Below are 19,942 nucleotides of genomic sequence, written 5' to 3' on the forward strand. Positions count from 1 at the left end.
TGCGAGACCCGCTAAGGACAAAAATGCGCTGGATAACCCGCCCCGGCTGGCCCGGTAACCTGCTGGCCATGGCGGCCGGTGCGATCACCACCCTGGCCCTGGCGCCGTTCGACCTCTGGCCGCTGGCATTGCTGGCGGTCGGCTTGTTCTACGCCGGGCTACGCGAACTCTCGCCACGCCAGGCCCTGGGCCGAGGCTGGTGTTTCGGTTTTGGCCTGTTTGGTGCCGGCACCAGTTGGATCTACGTCAGTATCCACAACTTCGGCGGCGCCTCGGTGCTGCTCGCCGGGTTGTTGATGCTGCTGTTCATCGCCGCCATCGCCTGGTTCTTCGCCCTGCCCGCCTGGCTGTGGGCACGCTGGTTGCGCCGCAACGAGGCGCCGCTGGCCGATGCCCTGGCGTTCGCCGCGCTGTGGTTGGGCCAGGAAGCTTTCCGCGGCTGGTTCCTCACCGGGTTCCCCTGGCTGTATTCCGGTTACAGCCAGCTCAACGGCCCGCTGGCCGGCCTCGCGCCGCTGGGCGGGATGTGGCTGATTTCCTTCACCCTGGCCTTGACCGCCGCGCTGCTGTACAACGCGCCGCGGTTGATCCGCACCGGGCGCAAGGGCTTTATCGCCGCGGGCGTGGTGCTGCTGATCGGCCCATGGGTGGCCGGCCTGGCCCTCAAGGGCCATGCCTGGACCAGCCCCTCGGGCGACCCGCTGAGCGTCGCGGCGATCCAGGGCAACATCGAACAAAGCATGAAGTGGGACCCCGAGCAGCTCAACGCGCAGTTGGCGCTGTACCGCGACATGAGCTTTGCGTCCAAGCGCGTCGACCTGTTGATCTGGCCGGAGACCGCAGTACCGGTGCTCAAGGAATCTGCGCAGGGTTACCTGGACATGATGGGCAGCTTCGCCGCCGAGCGGCATTCGGCGTTGATTACCGGCGTACCGATTCGCCAATTGGTGCGTCACGAGAAGCGTTACTACAACGGCATCACCGTGACCGGCGAAGGTGACGGTACTTACTTGAAGCAAAAACTCGTGCCGTTCGGCGAGTACGTACCGCTACAGGACATCCTGCGCGGCCTGATCGCCTTCTTCGACCTGCCCATGTCGGACTTCGCCCGGGGCCCGGCCGACCAGCCACTGCTGCAAGCCAAGGGTTACCAGATCGCGCCGTTCATCTGCTATGAAGTGGTCTACCCGGAATTTGCCGCCAGCCTGTCAGCGCGCAGCGACCTGCTGCTGACCATCAGCAACGACACCTGGTTCGGCACTTCGATCGGCCCGCTGCAACACCTGCAAATGGCCCAGATGCGTGCCCTGGAAGCCGGCCGCTGGATGATCCGCGCCACCAACAACGGCGTGACCGGGCTGATCAACCCCTTCGGCCAGATCACCGCACAGATCCCGCAATTCGAGCGCGGCATCCTCTACGGCGAAGTGGTGCCGATGCATGACCTGACGCCTTACCTGCAATGGCGCTCGTGGCCGCTGATCATCTTGTGCGTGTTGTTGCTGGGCTGGGCGTTGATGACGGGACGGATGGCCAGGACGGTTTAAGGTTTTCGATAATCCTCGCTCCTGCTGGACTCTGTAGGAGCTGCCGAAGGCTGCGATCTTTTGATCTTGATCTTTCACTCCCGACTCAATTGTCTGGGACAAGATCGCAGCCTCGCTCCGCTCGACAGCTCCTACAGGTGCGTTCCAGCGGGATAATTTCACTTGCCGTTACAGTGCTCAACGGTAGAACAACGCATACCCCACCAGCCCCGCCGCCTCATTCATCAACTGCCCGGATTGCCAGATCGACTTGAACTCCGGCATCCAGCCGCCCAACGGCCGGGCATTGTCCTGCCCCAGGAAACCCACCGGCGCCGGTACCACTTCAAACCCCGCGCGCTCGAAACTCCAGACCGACCGCGGCATGTGCCAGGCCTGGGTGATCACCACGACCCGCTTGATGCCTTCCGGCAACAGGATCCCGGCGCTCATCTGGGCGTTTTCCCAGGTGGTGCGGCTACGTCCTTCCTGCCAGCGTACGTTGACGCCGAAATCCTCCAGCATCGAGTCGGCCATCAACTTGGCCTCGCTGGGTGGGGTGCCGTAGTGCAAGCCGCCCGTGGTCAGTACGGGCAAGCCCGACGCCTTGGCCAGTCGCGCCGCATAACGCTGGCGCTCAAGGCCAACACCGGTGGGTTGGTCGGCGCCCCAGGCCAGGTCGCCGCGCTCGCGACCAGAACCCAGCACCACGATGGCGTCGGCACGCTGGGCCAGGGTCGCCCATTCACTGCGCAGCAGCGGCGGCTCACGCTCCAATGCCTTGGCAGTCCACTGCACCACCACCGGCAGGCTCATCAACCAGAACCCGCCCAGGCCCACGGCGAAACACAGCCGGGCCAGGCGCGGCCGAGATTGGCGCCACCACCAGGCCAGCGCCAACAGCAGCAAAAGAATGCCGGGCGGCAATAAAAGTTGTTTGATGAAATAGCGAAACGGCATCGGGCATCTCCATAGATGCCCGAAGCCTAAGTGGGTTGACGCAAAGCGACAACAGATTCGAAAAAGCCTTGAACCAAAAAAGCGACACGCGTGAATCCGGCTTTACTTAAACTGCAGCGACCGGATCTTTACAGCATCCTTATCAGGCGTCCGGTCCTTGAGCCACACAACCTTGGCCGAACGGGGCGTATCGAGACGCTTGAGTACCTGGGCCCCACTGGTGGAGGTTTGATGTCCGACCTGTTCGAGGTAAGCCTCGACCAGTTCGAACTCCGCGGGGCTCAAGCCTCGCAGTTCCAGCTCTACCGGGCGTTCATCACGCAAGCGACCGGCGGTTCTTGCAGCGTCCAGGGCCACCCCGAGACGATCGATCAGTTTTTCGTACAACTCAGGTGTAGCGACTTTTCGTTGTGATTCAACCATCCCTCACCTCATTGAAGATAAGACTCACTCCCCATTGAGAAGCTTAGCTTCGCTGGGCAAACCGGCAGGGCGCCGCGACCAACGGCCCTGAACACGGGTCATCGCCGATGATCGGCAATGGCTCGGCGGTGGTTCGGCAGCAATCAGGGTTTCCCTCGGCAGAGCGCGGTCATGTATGCTACGGCGCTTCCTGTAACTCCACTTCCAGCTTGGCTGGGCATCGAAAACGCCGCATTCGGCGTCGTCTGCGTCCAGCATGGCAACGAAGAGGATTGGGCCACCCCATTCAGTACAAAAGTAGCCATGCACGAACACTACCAGCCCCGTGAAATCGAAGCCGCCGCCCAGTCGTTCTGGGACGAGCAAAAGTCCTTTGAAGTCAGCGAACAGCCAGGCAAGGAGACTTTCTACTGCCTGTCGATGTTCCCTTACCCCAGCGGCAAGCTACACATGGGGCACGTGCGCAACTACACCATCGGCGACGTGATCTCCCGCTACCAGCGCATGCAAGGCAAGAACGTCCTGCAACCCATGGGTTGGGACGCCTTCGGCATGCCGGCGGAAAACGCCGCGATGAAGAACAACGTGGCCCCCGCCAAGTGGACCTACGAAAACATCGCCTACATGAAGACCCAGCTGCGCAGCCTGGGCCTGGCGGTGGATTGGTCCCGCGAGGTCACCACCTGCAAGCCCGACTACTACCGCTGGGAACAATGGCTGTTCACCCGCCTGTTCGAAAAAGGCGTGATCTACCGCAAGAACGGCACCGTGAACTGGGACCCGGTGGACCAGACCGTACTGGCCAACGAGCAAGTGATCGACGGTCGCGGCTGGCGCTCGGGCGCGCTGATCGAAAAGCGCGAAATCCCGATGTACTACTTCAAGATCACCGCCTACGCGGATGAGCTCCTGGAGAGCCTCGACGAACTGACCGGCTGGCCCGAGCAGGTCAAGACCATGCAGCGCAACTGGATCGGCAAGTCCCGGGGCATGGAAGTGCAGTTCCCCTACGACGTCGCCTCCATTGGCGAAGCCGGCACCCTGAAAGTCTTCACCACCCGCCCGGACACCCTGATGGGCGCCACGTATGTGGCCGTGGCCGCCGAGCATCCGCTGGCCACCCTGGCGGCACAGAACAACCCTGAGCTGCAGGCGTTCATCGCCGAATGCAAGGGCGGCAGCGTCGCCGAAGCCGACGTCGCCACCCAGGAGAAGAAAGGCCTGCCAACCTCGCTGTTCGTCGAGCACCCGCTCACCGGCGAGAAACTGCCGGTGTGGGTCGCCAACTACGTGCTGATGCACTACGGCGACGGCGCTGTCATGGCAGTGCCGGCCCACGACGAGCGCGATTTCGAATTCGCCCACAAGTACAACCTGCCGGTCAAAGCCGTGGTGCGCACCAGCGCCGGCGACCAGACCCCGGAACCTTGGCAGGACGCCTATGGCGAACATGGCGAGCTGATCAACTCCGGTGAGTTCAACGGCCTGGATTTCCCTGGCGCGTTCGATGCCATCGAAGTTGCCCTGATCAAGAAGAACCTCGGTGCCTCGCGCACCCAGTTCCGCCTGCGGGACTGGGGCATCAGCCGCCAACGCTACTGGGGCTGCCCGATCCCGATCGTGCATTGCGACACCTGCGGTGACGTACCGGTGCCGGAAGATCAACTGCCCGTGGTCCTGCCGGAAGACGTCGTACCCGACGGCGCCGGTTCGCCCCTGGCGCGCATGCCCGAGTTCTATGAGTGCAGCTGCCCGAAATGCGGCGCACCGGCCAAGCGTGAAACCGACACCATGGACACCTTCGTCGAGTCGTCCTGGTACTACGCGCGCTACGCCTCGCCGCACTATCAAGGCGGCCTGGTGGAAAAATCCGCGGCTGACCACTGGTTGCCAGTGGACCAGTACATCGGCGGCATCGAACACGCCATTCTCCACCTGCTCTACGCACGCTTCTTCCACAAGCTGATGCGTGACGAAGGCCTGGTGAGCTCCAACGAGCCATTCAAGAACCTGCTGACCCAAGGCATGGTGATCGCCGAGACTTACTATCGTCGCGAAGCCAACGGTGCCTACACCTGGTTCAACCCGAGCGACGTCGAGCTCGAACGCGACAGCAAGGCCAAGGTCATCAGCGCCAAGCTGATCGCCGACGGCCTGCCGGTGGAAATCGGCGGCACCGAGAAAATGGCCAAGTCGAAGAACAACGGCGTCGACCCACAGTCGATGATCGACCAGTTCGGCGCAGACACCTGCCGCCTGTTCATGATGTTCGCCTCGCCACCTGACATGAGCGCAGAGTGGTCTGATTCGGGCGTCGAGGGTTCGCACCGTTTCCTCAAGCGCGTCTGGCGCCTGGCGCAAGCCCACGTCACCCAGGGCCTGCCGGGCAAACTGGACGTCGCCAGCCTGAACGACGAGCAGAAAGCCATTCGCCGCTCGATCCACCTGGCCATCAAGCAGGCCAGCCATGACGTCGGCCAGAACCACAAATTCAACACCGCCATCGCCCAGGTGATGACGCTGATGAACGTGCTGGAAAAAGCCGCGCAAGGCACCGAGCAGGATCGCGCACTGGTTCAAGAAGGCCTGGAAGCCGTGACGTTGCTGCTCGCGCCGATCACCCCGCACATCAGCCACGAACTGTGGAATCAACTGGGTCACGCCGATCCGGTGATTGACGCACGCTGGCCGCTGGTGGACGAAACCGCGCTGGTGCAGGACAGCCTGACCCTGGTCATCCAGGTCAACGGCAAGCTGCGCGGCCAGATCGAAATGCCGGCCGCCGCCACTCGCGAAGAAGTCGAAGCCGCTGCACGGGCGAATGAAAACGTACTGCGCTTCGTCGATGGCCTGACGATTCGCAAAGTGATCGTCGTGCCCGGCAAGCTGGTCAACATCGTCGCAAGCTAATTGGATCGGGCGCGGGCTTGAGCCTGGCGCCGAATACAACCTGCGGGGTCGCATGATCGACCCCCATAGGGTTCAAGGGGAGCAACAAGATGATCAAACGTAATCTGCTGGTAGTGGGCCTGGCGGTCCTGTTGAGCGCCTGCGGCTTCCAACTGCGCGGCACCGGCACCACCGAGCTGGCGATCAAGGAACTGGACCTCAGCGCACGGGACGCCTATGGCGACACCGTGAAACTGCTGCGCGACACCCTGGAAAACAGTGGCGTGAAAGTCTACAGCGGGGCCCCGTACAAGCTGGTACTGACCCGTGAACAGCAGAGCCAGCGCAGCCTGAGCTATGCCGGTGCTGGTCGTTCCGCCGAGTACGAACTGAACAACGTACTGAGCTATGAGATCCGCGGCCAGAACAACCTGGTACTGCTGGACGACAAGCTGCAGGTGCAGAAGGTCTACCTGCACGATGGCAACAACATTACCGGCTCCGACCAGGAGTCGAGCGAAGTGAGCGGCGAAATGCGTCGTGACCTCGTACAGCGCATGATGCTGCGCCTGCAACAGTTGAGCCCGGCCCAACTGGACCAGTTGCAACAGACCGCCGACGCCAAGGCCAAAGCCGAAGCCGATGCGCTGGAAGCGGCACGCAAGGCTGAAGCGGAAACCCCGCAACAGTCGCCGATGCAGATCCCGGCTGAATAAGCCTTGCGGGGCGCTCCGGTGCCCCGCTCGCCTTCTCTTATGAAGCTCGCTCCCGCCCAACTCGGCAAACACCTGCAAGGCGCCCTCGCGCCGGTCTACATCATCAGTGGCGATGACCCGCTGCTGTGCCAGGAAGCCGCCGACGCCATCCGCGCCGCTGCACGCCAGCAAGGCTTCGACGAACGCCAGGTCTTCGCCGCCGACGCCAGTTTCGACTGGGGCACGCTGCTGCAGGCCGGGGCGAGCATGTCGTTGTTCGCCGAAAAACGCCTGCTGGAGCTGCGTTTGCCGTCTGGCAAACCCGGTGACAAAGGCGCCGCTGCGCTGATCGAATATTGCTCACGCCCGGCCGAGGACACCGTGCTGCTCATCAGCTTGCCGAAACTCGACGGCAGCGCGCAAAAGACCAAATGGGGCAAGGCCCTGGTCGAAGGCCAGCAGACCCAGTTCGTGCAAATCTGGCCGGTGGATGTCAGCCAGTTGCCCAGCTGGATCCGCCAGCGCCTGTCCCAAGCCGGTCTCTCGGCCAGCCAGGACGCAGTGGAGCTGATTGCCGCCCGGGTCGAAGGCAACCTGCTGGCCGCTGCCCAGGAAATCGAAAAGCTCAAGCTGATGGCCGAGAGCGGGCAGATCACCGTGGAAACGGTGCAGGCTGCCGTGGCCGACAGTGCGCGCTTCGATGTCTTCGGGCTGACCGATGCGATCCTCAACGGTGAGGCCGCCCATGCCCTGCGCATGCTCGAAGGCCTGCGGGGCGAAGGCGTCGAGCCGCCGGTGATCCTCTGGGCCCTGGCCCGGGAATTGCGTCTGCTGGCCAACCTGTCGCTGCAATACAGCCAGGGCGTACCGCTGGACAAGGCCTTCAGCCAGGCCCGCCCGCCCGTCTGGGACAAACGCAAACCGCTGATGAGCAAGGCCCTGCAACGCTATTCCGCGTCGCGTTGGGCGCAATTGCTGCTCGAAGCCCAGCGCATCGATGCGCAGATCAAGGGCCAGGCCGCTGGCTCACCGTGGATGAGCCTCAGTCGCTTGTCGCTGTTGATGGCTGGGCAGCGACTCCCTTTGCCCGCTGAATAACACAGTACCTGTGGCGAGGGAGCTTGCTCCCGCTGGACTGCGTGTAGGAGCTGCCGAAGGCTGCGATCTTTTGATCCTGATCTTTCGCTTGCGACTCAACTGCCTGGGACAAGATCGCAGCCTCGCTGCGCTCGACAGCTCCTACAGTCGCAGCCCAGCGGGAGCAAGCTCCCTCGCCACAAAAGCGCTTCATCTCAGATGAAATTTCCTACGCAATGCAGGGACTGGACAACCACCCAACTCTGTCCCATGATTTGCCCCGCAAAAACCACCCCACGAGAGTACCCATCATGAGCAAAAAGCCATCCAAGCATGGCCCCAACAAGGCCAAATCCATCGTCGCCCAGCCCCTGTTCCGCAGCCGCCAGGAACGACCCGCCAAGGGCAAAGGCAGCTACCGCCGCGAAGCCTTCCAGTCTGACAACTGGGAGGCTTCTTGCTTTCTGGCCGCTTGAAACAACCGGACAAGCCCTACGCCCCTTTCGCATGTTAAGGTCAGCACCTGATTTGTATTTCTGGACCCGTGCATGCCCTTCTGTCTTTCCCATCGTTGGCCACTGCGCCAAATGATTGTTGCCGCAAGCGTTGCCCTGCTTGTCGCCTGCGCCGAAAAACCTACAGCCGCCGACGCCCAACCGCTCCAGACAGCCCCCGCCGTGACCGTTCCGGCCATCGTGCCGCCCTTGGTGCCCACCGGTGATGACCTGGCCATTGCGCCTACCCAGACCTTCGCTGAATGGCAGGCCGGGTTTCGCAAGGAAGCCCTGGCCGCCGGGATCCGCGCCGATTTGTTCGACCGTGCGTTTGTCGGCGTCAGCCCGGACATGAGCGTGATCAAGGCCGATCGCAGCCAGCCGGAATTCACCCGTCCCGTGTGGGAATACCTCGATGGCGCGCTGTCACCACTGCGGGTCAACAAAGGCAAGAGCCTGATCCAGCAGAACGCCCAGATCCTGCAAAGCATCGAGCAGCGTTATGGCGTCGATCGCGAAGCGCTGGTAGCGGTGTGGGGCATGGAGAGCAACTTCGGCCAGTTCCAGGGCAGCAAGTCGGTGATCAACTCACTGGCGACCCTGGCCTACGAAGGACGGCGCCCGGGGTTTGCCCATGCGCAACTGATCGCCGCGCTGCAAATCCTGCAACAGGGCGATATCACACCGGAAAAAATGCTCGGCTCCTGGGCCGGCGCCATGGGCCAGACCCAGTTCATTCCCACCACGTACAACACCCATGCAGTGGATTTCGACGGCGACGGTCGCCGCGACATCTGGGGCAGCTCCACCGACGCCCTGGCCTCGACCGCCCACTACCTGCAAAGCTCCGGCTGGCAGCGTGGCCAGCCGTGGGGGTTCGAGGTCGATCTCCCAGAGGGCTTCGACTACACACTGGCCGATGGCACGATCCGCAAGCCTGTTGCTGAATGGGAGCGACTGGGGGTTTCAGAATATGGTGGCCTGCCAATAACCCCGGATGATAAACAGCTGTCGGCGTCCCTGCTCCTGCCGGCCGGCCATCGCGGCCCGGCGTTCCTGATCTTCGATAACTTCCGCGCCATCCTCAAGTACAACAACTCGTCGTCCTATGCCTTGGCGGTCGGGCTGTTGTCAAAACGCTTTACCGACGGCGGGCTGGTCTACAGCCAGTGGCCCAAGGAGGACCTGCCCCTGAGCCGCAGCGAACGCATCGAGCTGCAAACCCTGCTGGGCAAGCACAACTACGACGCGGGCAACCCCGACGGCATCATCGGCGCCAACACTCGCAAGGCCATCCGCAGCGCCCAGCAATTCTTCGGCTGGCCGGCGGATGGGTATCCGACGCACCAGTTGCTGGAGGCGTTGCGTAGCCGCTGAATTGGTTTCTGGCGGCTACCGCTATCGCGAGCAGGCTCGCTCCCACATTCGATCAACCTGTGGGAGCGAGCTTGCTCGCGATGACTGAGTGACAGACGCTACACGACTAGCGACCGACCACCACATCCTGCTCCAGCACCAACCTCTTCTCCCCCGCATCCAATCCCACCAACGCCCCCATGGGCAAGGTCAGGTTCGGATCGCAGTGCCCGCTGCGCCAGCCGGACAGCACCGGGATGCGCAATGGCTCGAAGGTCTGCTTGAGCAAGCGGTTCAACGCCTCGACGTCGACCCCGGCCACATCCCCCACCAAAACGCCGCGTAGCTGGTGCAACGTGCCGGCCAACCGCAGTTGCGTCAGCAGTCGGTCGATGCGGTACAGCGGCTCGTTGACGTCTTCGATGAACAGGATCACCCCTTCGGCGTCGATCTGATAAGGCGTGCCCATGGTCGCGGCAATCATCGACAAATTGCCGCCCAGCAGACGCCCGTGGGCGATGCCTGACTCGACGGTGGTCAATGGGTAGGCGGCGGGGTGGTTCAGCGTGCTGCCGGACTTCAACTGTCCATGCAGCAGGCTGAAAAACGAGGTGACGGTTGGGGGTTCCTTGTCGCCTAGCAGATCGGCGTTGAGCAACGGCCCGTGGAAGGTCACGAAGCCTGCGTAGCGGCTGATGGCCAGGTGCAGGGCGGTGATGTCGCTGTAGCCTACGAATGGTTTGGGGTTGCGTTTCAAGAGCTCGAAATCGATACGATCGAGTAGACGGGGGGTGCCGTAGCCGCCGCGTAGGCAGATGATGGCTTTGACTTCTGGGTCGGCGAAGGCGGTGTGCAGGTCGTTGAGCCTTGTCTCGTCGCTGCCGGCCAGGTAGTCGTTCTTTTCATAGACGCCTGGGTATATTCGCAGCTCATGGCCCCGGGCGCGCATCCATTGGATGGCTTTTTCCGTGTCCAGGGGGGCGGGACCGGCGGGGGCGATCACTGCGATCAGGCCTTCTTGAGGGAGGGCTGGGACGGGGTGGTGTGGGGTTAGGGCCATGGGGTTCCCGGTTTTCTTGATCGTGTGTATATCCGTTTTTTTTGTAACGGCGGCTGGCGGTTCCGCTCTTACAGCGGGTCACTTTTGGAAAGAGCGCCAAAAGTAACCAAAAACGCTCTGCCCCACCACTCGGTGCCTCGCCTAGGCTCGGCATGCCCTCACTCCGGCATTGCTCCGTGGGCCGCCGCGAAGGGCCATCCATGGCCCAGCGCGGCTATCCCGGCATCCATGCCGGGATGCCCACTGCGCAATGCCTGCGTTCGGCCAGCGTGGTTTAACGGGGCGCCTCAGATCAAGATCAAGATCAAGATCAAGATCAAGATCAAGATCAAGATCAGAAGCAAAAGCGGTCGGGGCTGGCATTTATGTGGCTGCACCACTGCTATCGCGAGCAAGCTCGCTCCCACACTGGACCTTCAGCAACCACAAAACTCATGTAAACCGCAGATCCCCTCTGTGGGAGCGAGCCTGCTCGCGATGAGGCCGGCACATCCAACAGCTTCATCGACTGTGACACCGCCATCGCGAGCAGGCTCGCTCCCACATTGGATTTTTCGGTAGCCACAAACGCATATACACCACAGAACCCTGTGGGAGCGAGCTTGCTCGCGATGAGGCAGGCACATCCAACATCACCGCAAACTGGGACATCGCCATCGCGAGCAAGCTCGCTCCCACAGGAGAAACGCGGTCTCACCAAGAACCAGGTCGGCTCTAAGGCCGCCTCGCGGTGGACGTTGATCTGGGGCGCCCCGTTAACCACGATGGCTGAACGCAGGCATTGGTTCGTGGGCAACCCGGCATGGATGCCGGGTTAGCCGCGCTGGGCCATGGATGGCCCTTCGCGGCGGCCCACGAACCAATGCCGGAGTGAAGGCATGCCGAGCCTAGGCGAGGCACCGAGTGGTGGGGCAGAAGCGCTTTGGTTACTTTCGCGCTTTTCGAAAGTGACCCGCCGTAAGGGCGGAACCATAAGCCGCCATTACACAAATAACGGATACACACCCCACCCAAAAACTCAGGAACCCAAAAGCTCAGCCTTGACCAACTTAGCCTGCTCATCCGCATGATACGAAGACCGCACCAACGGCCCCGAAGCCACGTTCTTGAAGCCCATCTTGTACCCTTCCTCGGCAAACCAGGCAAAGGTATCCGGATGCACAAAACGCTGCACCGGCAGGTGACTACGCGAAGGCTGCAGGTACTGGCCCAAGGTCAGCATGTCGATGTCATGCTCACGCATGCGCTTCATGACCTCGATGACTTCCTCGTCAGTTTCACCCAGGCCCAGCATCAAGCCAGACTTGGTCGGAATGTGCGGCATCATCTGCTTGAAGCGTTGCAGCAAGGTCAACGACCACTGGTAATCCGAACCCGGACGCGCGGCCTTGTACAGGCGCGGCACGGTTTCCAGGTTGTGGTTGAACACATCCGGTGGCTCGGCGGCGGTGATTTCCAGGGCGATGTCCATGCGGCCACGGTAATCGGGCACCAGGGTTTCCAGCTGGACGTTCGGCGACAGCTTGCGGATCTCGCGGATGCAGTCGGCAAAGTGCTGGGCACCGCCGTCACGCAGGTCGTCACGGTCCACCGAGGTGATGACCACGTACTTGAGCTTCAGGTCGGCGATAGCGATGGCCAGGCTTTCCGGCTCGTTGGTGTCCAATGGCTTCGGACGGCCGTGGCCAACGTCACAGAATGGGCAGCGACGGGTGCAGATGTCGCCCATGATCATGAACGTGGCAGTGCCGCCGGAGAAGCACTCGCCCAGGTTCGGGCAGGAGGCTTCTTCGCAGACGCTGTGCAGCTTGTGCTTGCGCAGCAGGGCCTTGATCCGGTCGACTTCCGGGGACACCGGGATGCGCACGCGGATCCAGTCAGGCTTCTTCGGCAATTCGGTGGTCGGGATGATCTTGACCGGGATGCGTGCAACCTTCTCGGCGCCGCGCAGCTTGACGCCGGCCTCTACCTTGGCACGTGGGGCCGGACGCTCGGTGACGTCCTGCGTCGGGATAATGGTTTGCACTGCATCAGTAGTCATATCAGTCGATTCCGCCCGTGAGGGTCGTCTGCTCAGCATAGTCGAGGTGTTTGACGAGCTGCGCGCGCAGCCGGGCACTTACCTCGGCAAATTCAATCGATCCTGCATGCTCGCTCAACTGGGTCATCGCCAGTCCCGCGTAGCCACAGGGATTAATCCGTCGAAATGGCGCAAGGTCCATGTCCACGTTCAGCGCCAGGCCATGAAACGAACAGCCGTGGCGGATTCGCAATCCCAAGGAGGCGATCTTCGCCCCGTCGACATAGACGCCCGGCGCATCCGGCTTGGCCGCCGCCGTCACACCGTAGCTGGCCAGCAGCTCGATCAGGCATGTCTCCATGCGGGTGACCAGCTCGCGCACGCCAAACCCCAGCTTGCGCACATCCAGCAACAGGTAGGCGACCAGTTGGCCAGGGCCATGGTAGGTCACCTGCCCGCCCCGGTCGACCTTCACCACCGGGATATCCCCCGGCAGCAACAGGTGCTCGGCCTTGCCGGCCTGGCCCTGGGTGAACACCGGTGGGTGTTCCACCAGCCAGACTTCATCGTCGGCGGTGGTGCCGCGTTCGTTCGTGAAGCGTTGCATGGCATGCCAGACCGGCTCGTAAGCCATCGTGCCCAGCTCGCGAAAGCCCAGCGTGCCCGGCATCACAACACCATGTGCACGAAACCGGTCGCACGCAGCTCGCTGTTGATGTCGTAGAGCTGTTCCTGGCCGGTGGCAATGATGTGCAACTGGATCGTCGTGTACTTGCCGTTGGTACTCTGGCGCTCGGCCAGGGTCTTGTGGTCAACGGTGGCATGTTTTTCAAGGATCGCAATGATCCGATCCTTGAAACCCACACCGGTGTCGCCGATGACCTTGATCGGATAATCCGCGCAGGGGAATTCGATCTTTGGCGCTTTTACTTCAGAGTCTGTCATGGGGTAACGGCCTCGTAAGCCGTGGTAACGCACATGGCCCCGCTCCGGATGGGAACGAGGCCATGCAGGTCAACACTTCAATCAGTTGAACAAGCCGTAGAAGAATAGACGGATGCTATCCCACATGCGGCGGAAGATACCACCTTCCTCGACCGCGTCCAGAGCGATCAGGTCGGCGCTGTGCACCACTTTGTCGTCCAGTTTGACTTCGACTTTACCGATCACGTCGCCCTTGGCGATGGGAGCGGTCAGTTGCGGGTTCATGGTCATGCTGGCAGCGAGCTTCTTGAGCTGGCCTTTAGGCAAGGTCATGGTCAGGTCTTGGGCCAGACCGGCCTTCACTTGATTGGTGGTGCCTTTCCAGACCTGGGCCTGGGCCAGTTCGGTGCCCTTCTGGTAGAAGGTCTGGGTTTCGAAGAAGCGGAAACCGTAGGTCAGCAGCTTCTGGGTTTCAGCGGCCCGGGCCACTTCGCTGCTGGTGCCGAAGACGACGGCGATCAGGCGCATGCCTTCACGGACAGCCGAGGACACCATGCAGTAGCCGGCCTCGTCGGTGTGGCCGGTCTTCAGGCCATCGACGGTCTTGTCGCGCCACAGCAGCAGGTTGCGGTTAGGCTGCTTGATGCCGTTCCAGAAGAATTCCTTCTGGGAGTAGATGGCATAGTGCGCCGGGTCTTCGTGAATGATCGCCCGTGCCAACAGCGCCATGTCGTGAGCCGACGAGTAGTGCTCAGGGTTCGGCAGACCGGTAGGGTTCATGAAGTGGCTGTTGGTCATGCCCAGGTCGGCCACGGTTTTGTTCATCATGTCGGCGAACGCATCTTCGCTGCCGGCGATGTGCTCGGACAGGGCGACGCTGGCGTCGTTGCCGGACTGGATGATGATGCCGTGCAGCAGGTCGCTGACGGTCACTTGCGAACCGACCTTGATGAACATCCGCGAACCGCCGGTACGCCAGGCGTTTTCGCTGACGGTCACCGGATCGTTTTCACCGATCTGGCCGCGACGAATTTCCAGGGTGGCGATGTAGGCGGTCATCAGCTTGGTCAGGCTGGCCGGTGGCAGGCGCTGGTCACCGTTGTTCTCTACCAGGACCTCGCCGCTGCTGGCATCCATGAGCACAAAGGATTTGGCGGCCAATTGAGGAGGCGCAGGCATCATCTCGACCGCGAACGCGGCTGGGGAGAGAAGCAGCGGGACTAGCAGGCAAAGGCGTTTGGCAAAGGTGGTGATGTTCATCCGTCTCTCGAAATCGCTAATGGGACTGCCCGAAGGCAAAACTAAAACAGGCAACCTTCTAACGGGTCGCCGCGTATTTAAGTTGCTCACTCACAACCCTTGCCGGGCTTTTATTATTCATGGAGCCAACAACCTGACCCGCTCCAACCGCAAGCGGGCCTCAATCAATTACTCGGCGGTGACCAGGCTCGGCGAACCGAGATTGGCCAGGCGCACACTGTTCTGCACTTGCTGGACTTCACCCGGAGAACCGATTGGCCCCAGGCGCACCCGATGCAGTGTCTGCTGGTTGCGCACGATCGAGCTGATGAACACCGGAGCGCTCACCATCGAGCTGAGCTTCGACCTCAGCAGCTCGGCAGCGTCCGGGTTGGCGAACGCGCCCACTTGCAGAAACTGGCCAGACGCTGTTGCAGAAGCGTTTTTTTTTGCGTCGAGCTGAACGGGCACTACGGCCGCCGCGTGCTGCTGCGGCGGTGGCGTCCACTGCTCGACCGTACCGGTGGACGCCGTTACGGTCGGCGCGGCATTTTGCGCCACTTTCGGCTCGTTGAGCATCAAAGGCGCCGGACGGCCGCGTTGGGCCCACCATTCCTGCGGGTCGATACCTTCAACCTTGACCCGCGCGGTGCCGATTTCAGCGTAACCAAGTTTTTTCGCCGCCGCATACGACAAGTCGATGATGCGGTCGGAATAGAACGGCCCACGGTCATTGACCCGCAGGATCACGCTCTTGTTGTTGTCCAGGTTGGTCACCCGCACATAGCTGGGCAGCGGCAAGGTCTTGTGGGCCGCGCTCATGCCATACAGGTCATACACTTCGCCGTTGGCGGTGTTCTGGCCGTGGAACTTGGTGCCATACCAGGACGCCGTGCCCGAGGCCACGTAGCGCTTGGAGTCGGACAGCGGGAAATAGGTCTTGCCCAGCACCGTGTACGGGTTGGCCTTGTAGGGGCCAGTGTGCAGGGTCGGCGTGGCGTCGGGAATGCGCGAGACATCCACGTCCCACCACGGCGCGCCGTCCTTGTGGGCCCGGTTGATGTCCAGGCCGGGCGTCGCGCGCACGGCGGTGGAGTTTTTCTGGGCCGGCGCGCGGCTGGTCGAACAACTGACGACCAACAGCGACAGCGCGGCCAACGCCACGAGCTTGAGGGGCTTGGCTTTCAGGGGTAGATAGGTAGGCAATGCCCGCATTATTTGACGCCCCGTGCTTTGACCAGCTCTTCAGACAGTTGATATACGGCCATGGCGTACATCACGCTGCGGTTATAACGCGTAATCGCGTAGAAATTCTTCAGGCCCATCCAATATTCGGGGCCTTGTTCGCCTTCCAGGCGTATCGCGGTGACCGGCATGTCGTCACGCAGCGCATCATGACTCGACCAGCCCAACGCCCGCAACTCCCCGACGGTTTTCGTCGGCTCGATGCCCTCGGTCAGGCCCTCGTCCACCTGCTCGCCACGCACGTCGGCCCGGCTGACCACCGGCTGGCCGGCTTCCCAGCCGTGGCGCTTGAAATAGCTGGCAACACTGCCGATGGCATCGGTCGGGTTGGTCCAGATATTGATGTGGCCGTCGTCGTCGAAGTCCACCGCGTAAGCGCGAAAACTGCTGGGCATGAATTGCGGCAAGCCCATGGCCCCGGCATAGGAACCCTTGAGGGTCAGCGGGTCGACCTGCTCTTCGCGGGCCAGCAGCAGGAACTCGCGCAGCTCCTTGCGGAAGAATTCGGCGCGCGGCGGGTAGTCGAAGCCCAGGGTCGACAGTGCGTCGATCACCCGGAAATTCCCGGTGTTACGGCCAAAGAAGGTCTCGACGCCAATGATCGCCACAATGAACTGGGCCGGTACGCCGTATTCCTGCTCGGCACGGGCCAGGGCCGCCTCGTGCTGGCGCCAGAAGTCCACGCCCCGGGCGATACGCGCCTCGGTGATGAACATCGGCCGGTACTCGCTCCACTGCTTGACCCGCTCGGCGGGCCGGGAGATGGCGTCAAGGATCGACTGCTTGCGCTCGGCCTCGCGAAACACCCCCATCAGTTGCTCACCGGCAAAACCGTAGTCGCGGGTCATCTCACCGACGAATTCGGCCACCTGCGGCGAGCCTTCGTATTCGCCGGCCTGGGCCTGGGACGCACCGCCCAGGAAGCCGACCAGGCCGATCCACGGCGCATATCGCGTCGACCAGCCACGCATTGCTTGCATTGAACTCTTCACCTTATTCAAACCTGCGCGATCCACTTGCGATGCGTATGAATCGACATCAAGACCCCAAACGCTGACAGTAGTGTCACCAGCGAAGTTCCTCCGTAGCTAATGAATGGCAACGGCACCCCCACGACCGGCAACAGGCCACTGACCATACCGATGTTGACGAAAACATAAACAAAAAACGTCATGGTCAGGCTGCCCGCCAGCAACTTGCCGAACAACGTCTGGGCCTGGGCGGTGATCACCAGCCCCCGGCCGATCAGCAGCAAATAGATCAACAGCAGCACGCAGATGCCCACCAGGCCGAACTCCTCGCCCATCACGGCGATGATGAAGTCGGTATGGCTTTCCGGCAGAAAGTCCAGGTGCGACTGGGTGCCCATCAGCCAACCCTTGCCGAACACCCCGCCGGAGCCGATGGCGGCCTTGGACTGGATGATGTTCCAGCCGGTGCCCAGCGGATCGCTCTCCGGGTCGAGGAAGGTCAGGATGCGTTGCTTCTGGTAGTCGTGCATCACGAAGTACCACATGGCCACCGACACCGGCACGGCGATGGCGACCACGCTGAGGATCCAGCGCCAGCGCAACCCGCCCATGAACAGCACGAAAGCGCCGCCGGCCAGGATCAGCAGCGAAGTGCCGAGGTCCGGCTGGCGCACGATCAGGATGAACGGGATGCCAATCAGCAACAGGCTGATGCACACGTGCTTGAGCTGCGGCGGCAGGGTGCGCTTGGACAGGTACCAGGCGATGGTCGCCGGCATGATGATCTTGAGGAACTCCGATGGCTGGAAGCGGATCACCCCGGGAATGTTGATCCAGCGAGTGGCGCCCATGGCGTTGTGGCCCATCACGTCCACCACCACCAGCAGGCTCACGCCCACCACATAGGCCAGCGGCACCCAGCGGGCCATGAAGCGCGGCTCGAGCTGGGCAATGACGATCATCGACACCAGGCCGATGCCGAACGAGGTGGCCTGCTTGCCCAGCAGGTCCCAGTTCTTGCCACTGGCCGAATACAGCACGAACAGGCTGCCTGCGGCCAGGGTCAGCAGCAGGATCAGCAACGGACCGTCGATGTGCATGCGCTGCAACAAGGTGGCACGGCGGCGCATCACATCTTCGCTGGAGAGGATCCGGTCGAAATTATTCTTCACGGGCCGTAGCCTCCGCAGTGGTGGGGCTTGCGTATTCAGGCTTGAGCTGGCCGTGCTCGTCCAGCAGCCAGGCGTCCATGATCTGGCGCACCACCGGCGCGGCGACGCCGGAACCCGACTCACCGTTCTCGACCATCACCGACACGACGATCTTCGGGTTGTCGGCCGGCGCGAAGCCGACGAACAAGGCGTGGTCGCGATGGCGTTCCTGGACCTTGGAGCGGTCGTACTTCTCGCCCTGCTTGATGGCGACGACCTGGGCCGTACCGCTCTTGCCGGCAATGCGATAGGGCGAGCCGATGGCCGCCTTGCGGGCGGTGCCCCGGGCGCCGTGCATCACTTGCTGCATGCCGTTGTTGACCTTCTGCCAGTCCGACGGATTGCGCAGGATGATGTCTGGCATCGGGTCCGGGTCCACCGGTTTCTGGCCTTCGATGGTCTTGGCCAGGTGCGGGCGATACCACTTGCCCTTGCTCGCCACCAGCGCCGTGGCCTGGGCCAGCTGCAAGGGCGTGGCCTGCATGTAGCCCTGGCCGATCCCCAGGATCAGGGTTTCGCCGGGGAACCAGGCCTGGCGCCGGGTCACGCGCTTCCATTCCCGGGACGGCATCAAGCCAGGCGACTCTTCGAACATGTCCAGGGAGACCTTCTGGCCGATGCCGAACTTGCCCAGGTAGGACGACAACCGATCGATCCCCAGCTTGTGGGCCAGGTCATAGAAGTAGGTGTCGTTGGAACGCATGATCGCCGTTTCCAGGTCCACATAACCGTCGCCGGTGCGGTTCCAGTTGCGGTACTTGTGGTCGTAGTTGGGCAGCATGTAATAGCCGGGGTCATAGACCCGGCTCGACGCGGTCACCACGCCGGAGTCCAGCCCGGCAATCGCCACGGCCGGCTTGATGGTCGACCCCGGCGGATAGAGGCCGCGCAGCACACGGTTGAACAGCGGCCGATCGATCGAATCGCGCAAATCGGCGTAGGCCCTGAAGCTGATACCGGTGACGAACAGGTTCGGGTCGAAACTCGGCTGGCTGACCATCGCCAGCACCTCGCCGGTGTTCGGGTCCAGCGCCACCACAGCACCACGCCGACCGCCCAGCGCCGCTTCGGCGGCCTCTTGCAGCTTGATGTCCAGGCTCAGGACGATGTCCTTGCCAGGAATCGGGTCGGTGCGCTTGAGCACCCGCAATACGCGGCCGCGGGCGTTGGTTTCGACTTCCTCGTAACCCACCTGTCCATGCAGCTCGGGCTCGTAGAAACGCTCGATGCCGGTCTTGCCGATATGGTGGGTGCCGCTGTAATTGACCGGATCGAGGGTCTTGAGCTCTTTCTCGTTGATCCGCCCCATGTAGCCGACCGAGTGGGCAAAGTGCGGCCCCTGGGGATAATGACGCACCAACTGCGCCACCACCTCGACGCCGGGCAGGCGGAACTGGTTCACGGCGATCAGGGCGATCTGCTCTTCGGTCAGCTCGAACAGGATCGGCACCGGCTCGAACGGACGGCGGCCCTGGCGCATGCGCTTCTCGAAGATCGCCCGGTCCTCGGGCGTCAGTTGCAGCACTTCGACGATCACGTCGAGCACGTGCTGCCAGTCGCCGGAGCGCTCGCGGGTCATGCTCAGGCTGAAACTGGGCCGGTTATCCGCCACCACCACGCCGTTGCGGTCGAAGATCAACCCGCGGGTCGGCGGAATCGGCTGCACATGCACCCGGTTGTTTTCCGACAGGGTCGAGTGGTACTCGTACTGGATCACCTGGAGGAAATACAAGCGCGCAATCAGCACGCAGATCAGCGTCACCACCGTAATAGCGCCGAACACGACGCGACCCCGCACCAGACGGGCGTCTTTTTCGTGGTCCTTGATGCGGATCGGCTGGGGCATGGGGCA

The 19,942-nt window shown here is 62.4% G+C and carries 17 protein-coding genes; 6 read left to right on the forward strand and 11 right to left on the reverse strand.

Annotated elements, in window-relative coordinates; all coding sequences use genetic code 11:
- Positions 1–23: 23 nt before the first annotated feature.
- Positions 24–1,547, forward strand: coding sequence for an apolipoprotein N-acyltransferase (gene lnt / locus LOY50_RS25035; protein WP_214512900.1), 1,524 nt, complete (start codon positions 24–26; stop codon positions 1,545–1,547).
- A 177-nt stretch (positions 1,548–1,724) separates the two neighbouring features.
- On the opposite strand, the gene LOY50_RS25040 is transcribed toward lnt, so the two are convergent.
- Positions 1,725–2,486, reverse strand: a complete 762-nt coding sequence (locus tag LOY50_RS25040) for a YdcF family protein (RefSeq protein ID WP_258689458.1) — start codon at positions 2,484–2,486, stop codon at positions 1,725–1,727.
- A gap of 102 nt (positions 2,487–2,588) precedes the next feature.
- A complete protein-coding gene (locus LOY50_RS25045; RefSeq protein ID WP_253469640.1) occupies positions 2,589–2,909 on the reverse strand; it encodes a hypothetical protein in 321 nt (106 codons plus the stop codon).
- A 303-nt stretch (positions 2,910–3,212) separates the two neighbouring features.
- Between LOY50_RS25045 and leuS the strand changes: the two genes are divergently transcribed.
- The 5 genes from leuS (at position 3,213) to LOY50_RS25070 (ending at position 9,441) form a co-directional block, all read left to right on the forward strand.
- Complete coding sequence (gene leuS, locus LOY50_RS25050; protein WP_253469643.1) at positions 3,213–5,819, forward strand: leucine--tRNA ligase; 2,607 nt, start codon at positions 3,213–3,215, stop codon at positions 5,817–5,819.
- Positions 5,820–5,908: 89 nt separating this feature from the next.
- Positions 5,909–6,514, forward strand: a complete 606-nt coding sequence (lptE, locus tag LOY50_RS25055; RefSeq protein WP_253469655.1) for an LPS assembly lipoprotein LptE — start codon at positions 5,909–5,911, stop codon at positions 6,512–6,514.
- A 39-nt stretch (positions 6,515–6,553) separates the two neighbouring features.
- A complete protein-coding gene (holA, locus tag LOY50_RS25060) occupies positions 6,554–7,591 on the forward strand; it encodes a DNA polymerase III subunit delta (protein WP_214512904.1) in 1,038 nt (345 codons plus the stop codon).
- A 290-nt stretch (positions 7,592–7,881) separates the two neighbouring features.
- Positions 7,882–8,046 carry an alternative ribosome rescue factor ArfA gene (gene arfA, locus LOY50_RS25065; protein ID WP_003205882.1) on the forward strand — a complete coding sequence of 55 codons (165 nt, stop codon included), beginning with the start codon at positions 7,882–7,884 and terminating at the stop codon, positions 8,044–8,046.
- Between the two features lie 72 nt (positions 8,047–8,118).
- Positions 8,119–9,441: a lytic murein transglycosylase gene (locus tag LOY50_RS25070; RefSeq protein ID WP_258689459.1), complete on the forward strand. Its 1,323-nt coding sequence runs from the start codon at positions 8,119–8,121 to the stop codon at positions 9,439–9,441.
- A gap of 106 nt (positions 9,442–9,547) precedes the next feature.
- On the opposite strand, the gene LOY50_RS25075 is transcribed toward LOY50_RS25070, so the two are convergent.
- The 9 genes from LOY50_RS25075 to mrdA all read right to left on the reverse strand — a co-directional run bounded on the left by LOY50_RS25075 (position 9,548) and on the right by mrdA (position 19,936).
- Positions 9,548–10,480 (reverse strand): LD-carboxypeptidase, encoded by a 933-nt coding sequence (locus tag LOY50_RS25075; protein WP_258689461.1) that lies wholly within the window; start codon positions 10,478–10,480, stop codon positions 9,548–9,550.
- A 1,018-nt stretch (positions 10,481–11,498) separates the two neighbouring features.
- The gene (gene lipA, locus LOY50_RS25080; RefSeq protein WP_003205886.1) at positions 11,499–12,521 is read right to left on the reverse strand and encodes a lipoyl synthase; all 1,023 of its coding nucleotides are present in this window, start codon (positions 12,519–12,521) and stop codon (positions 11,499–11,501) included.
- Between the two features lies 1 nt (position 12,522).
- Entirely contained in the window at positions 12,523–13,170 is a 648-nt protein-coding gene (gene lipB, locus LOY50_RS25085; RefSeq protein ID WP_003205887.1) for a lipoyl(octanoyl) transferase LipB, read from the reverse strand.
- Complete coding sequence (locus LOY50_RS25090; RefSeq protein ID WP_003185772.1) at positions 13,170–13,445, reverse strand: DUF493 domain-containing protein; 276 nt, start codon at positions 13,443–13,445, stop codon at positions 13,170–13,172. The genes lipB and LOY50_RS25090 overlap by 1 nt, the downstream gene beginning before the upstream one ends.
- An 81-nt stretch (positions 13,446–13,526) precedes the next feature.
- The gene (locus LOY50_RS25095) at positions 13,527–14,684 is read right to left on the reverse strand and encodes a D-alanyl-D-alanine carboxypeptidase family protein (RefSeq protein ID WP_214512948.1); all 1,158 of its coding nucleotides are present in this window, start codon (positions 14,682–14,684) and stop codon (positions 13,527–13,529) included.
- Between the two features lie 168 nt (positions 14,685–14,852).
- On the reverse strand, positions 14,853–15,878 hold the full coding sequence (locus tag LOY50_RS25100) for a septal ring lytic transglycosylase RlpA family protein (RefSeq protein WP_063324229.1): 1,026 nt from the start codon (positions 15,876–15,878) through the stop codon (positions 14,853–14,855).
- Positions 15,878–16,888 (reverse strand): lytic murein transglycosylase B, encoded by a 1,011-nt coding sequence (mltB, locus tag LOY50_RS25105; protein ID WP_253469666.1) that lies wholly within the window; start codon positions 16,886–16,888, stop codon positions 15,878–15,880. Before mltB ends, LOY50_RS25100 begins: the two co-directional genes overlap by 1 nt.
- Before the next feature lie 17 nt (positions 16,889–16,905).
- Positions 16,906–18,009, reverse strand: a complete 1,104-nt coding sequence (gene rodA, locus LOY50_RS25110; protein ID WP_214512977.1) for a rod shape-determining protein RodA — start codon at positions 18,007–18,009, stop codon at positions 16,906–16,908.
- Between the two features lie 31 nt (positions 18,010–18,040).
- Entirely contained in the window at positions 18,041–19,936 is a 1,896-nt protein-coding gene (mrdA, locus tag LOY50_RS25115; protein ID WP_214512949.1) for a penicillin-binding protein 2, read from the reverse strand.
- Positions 19,937–19,942: the final 6 nt, after the last annotated feature.

It is taken from the genome of Pseudomonas sp. B21-010 (assembly GCF_024749325.1).
GTDB classification, from domain to species: Bacteria; Pseudomonadota; Gammaproteobacteria; order Pseudomonadales; family Pseudomonadaceae; genus Aquipseudomonas; species Aquipseudomonas kilonensis.

Bases quoted from the DNA above. Each gene is read 5' to 3' on its own strand.
- LOY50_RS25040 (WP_258689458.1), bottom strand. From the start codon at position 2,486: ATGCCGTTTCGCTATTTCATCAAACAACTTTTATTGCCGCCCGGCATT.
- mrdA (WP_214512949.1), bottom strand. From the start codon at position 19,936: ATGCCCCAGCCGATCCGCATCAAGGACCACGAAAAAGACGCCCGTCTG.
- LOY50_RS25100 (WP_063324229.1), bottom strand. From the start codon at position 15,878: ATGCGGGCATTGCCTACCTATCTACCCCTGAAAGCCAAGCCCCTCAAG.
- LOY50_RS25090 (WP_003185772.1), bottom strand. From the start codon at position 13,445: ATGACAGACTCTGAAGTAAAAGCGCCAAAGATCGAATTCCCCTGCGCG.
- holA (WP_214512904.1), top strand. From the start codon at position 6,554: ATGAAGCTCGCTCCCGCCCAACTCGGCAAACACCTGCAAGGCGCCCTC.
- mltB (WP_253469666.1), bottom strand. From the start codon at position 16,888: ATGCAAGCAATGCGTGGCTGGTCGACGCGATATGCGCCGTGGATCGGC.
- LOY50_RS25095 (WP_214512948.1), bottom strand. From the start codon at position 14,684: ATGAACATCACCACCTTTGCCAAACGCCTTTGCCTGCTAGTCCCGCTG.
- leuS (WP_253469643.1), top strand. From the start codon at position 3,213: ATGCACGAACACTACCAGCCCCGTGAAATCGAAGCCGCCGCCCAGTCG.
- LOY50_RS25070 (WP_258689459.1), top strand. From the start codon at position 8,119: ATGCCCTTCTGTCTTTCCCATCGTTGGCCACTGCGCCAAATGATTGTT.
- LOY50_RS25045 (WP_253469640.1), bottom strand. From the start codon at position 2,909: ATGGTTGAATCACAACGAAAAGTCGCTACACCTGAGTTGTACGAAAAA.
- LOY50_RS25075 (WP_258689461.1), bottom strand. From the start codon at position 10,480: ATGGCCCTAACCCCACACCACCCCGTCCCAGCCCTCCCTCAAGAAGGC.
- arfA (WP_003205882.1), top strand. From the start codon at position 7,882: ATGAGCAAAAAGCCATCCAAGCATGGCCCCAACAAGGCCAAATCCATC.
- lipB (WP_003205887.1), bottom strand. From the start codon at position 13,170: ATGCCGGGCACGCTGGGCTTTCGCGAGCTGGGCACGATGGCTTACGAG.
- lptE (WP_253469655.1), top strand. From the start codon at position 5,909: ATGATCAAACGTAATCTGCTGGTAGTGGGCCTGGCGGTCCTGTTGAGC.
- lipA (WP_003205886.1), bottom strand. From the start codon at position 12,521: ATGACTACTGATGCAGTGCAAACCATTATCCCGACGCAGGACGTCACC.
- lnt (WP_214512900.1), top strand. From the start codon at position 24: ATGCGCTGGATAACCCGCCCCGGCTGGCCCGGTAACCTGCTGGCCATG.
- rodA (WP_214512977.1), bottom strand. From the start codon at position 18,009: ATGCGCCGCCGTGCCACCTTGTTGCAGCGCATGCACATCGACGGTCCG.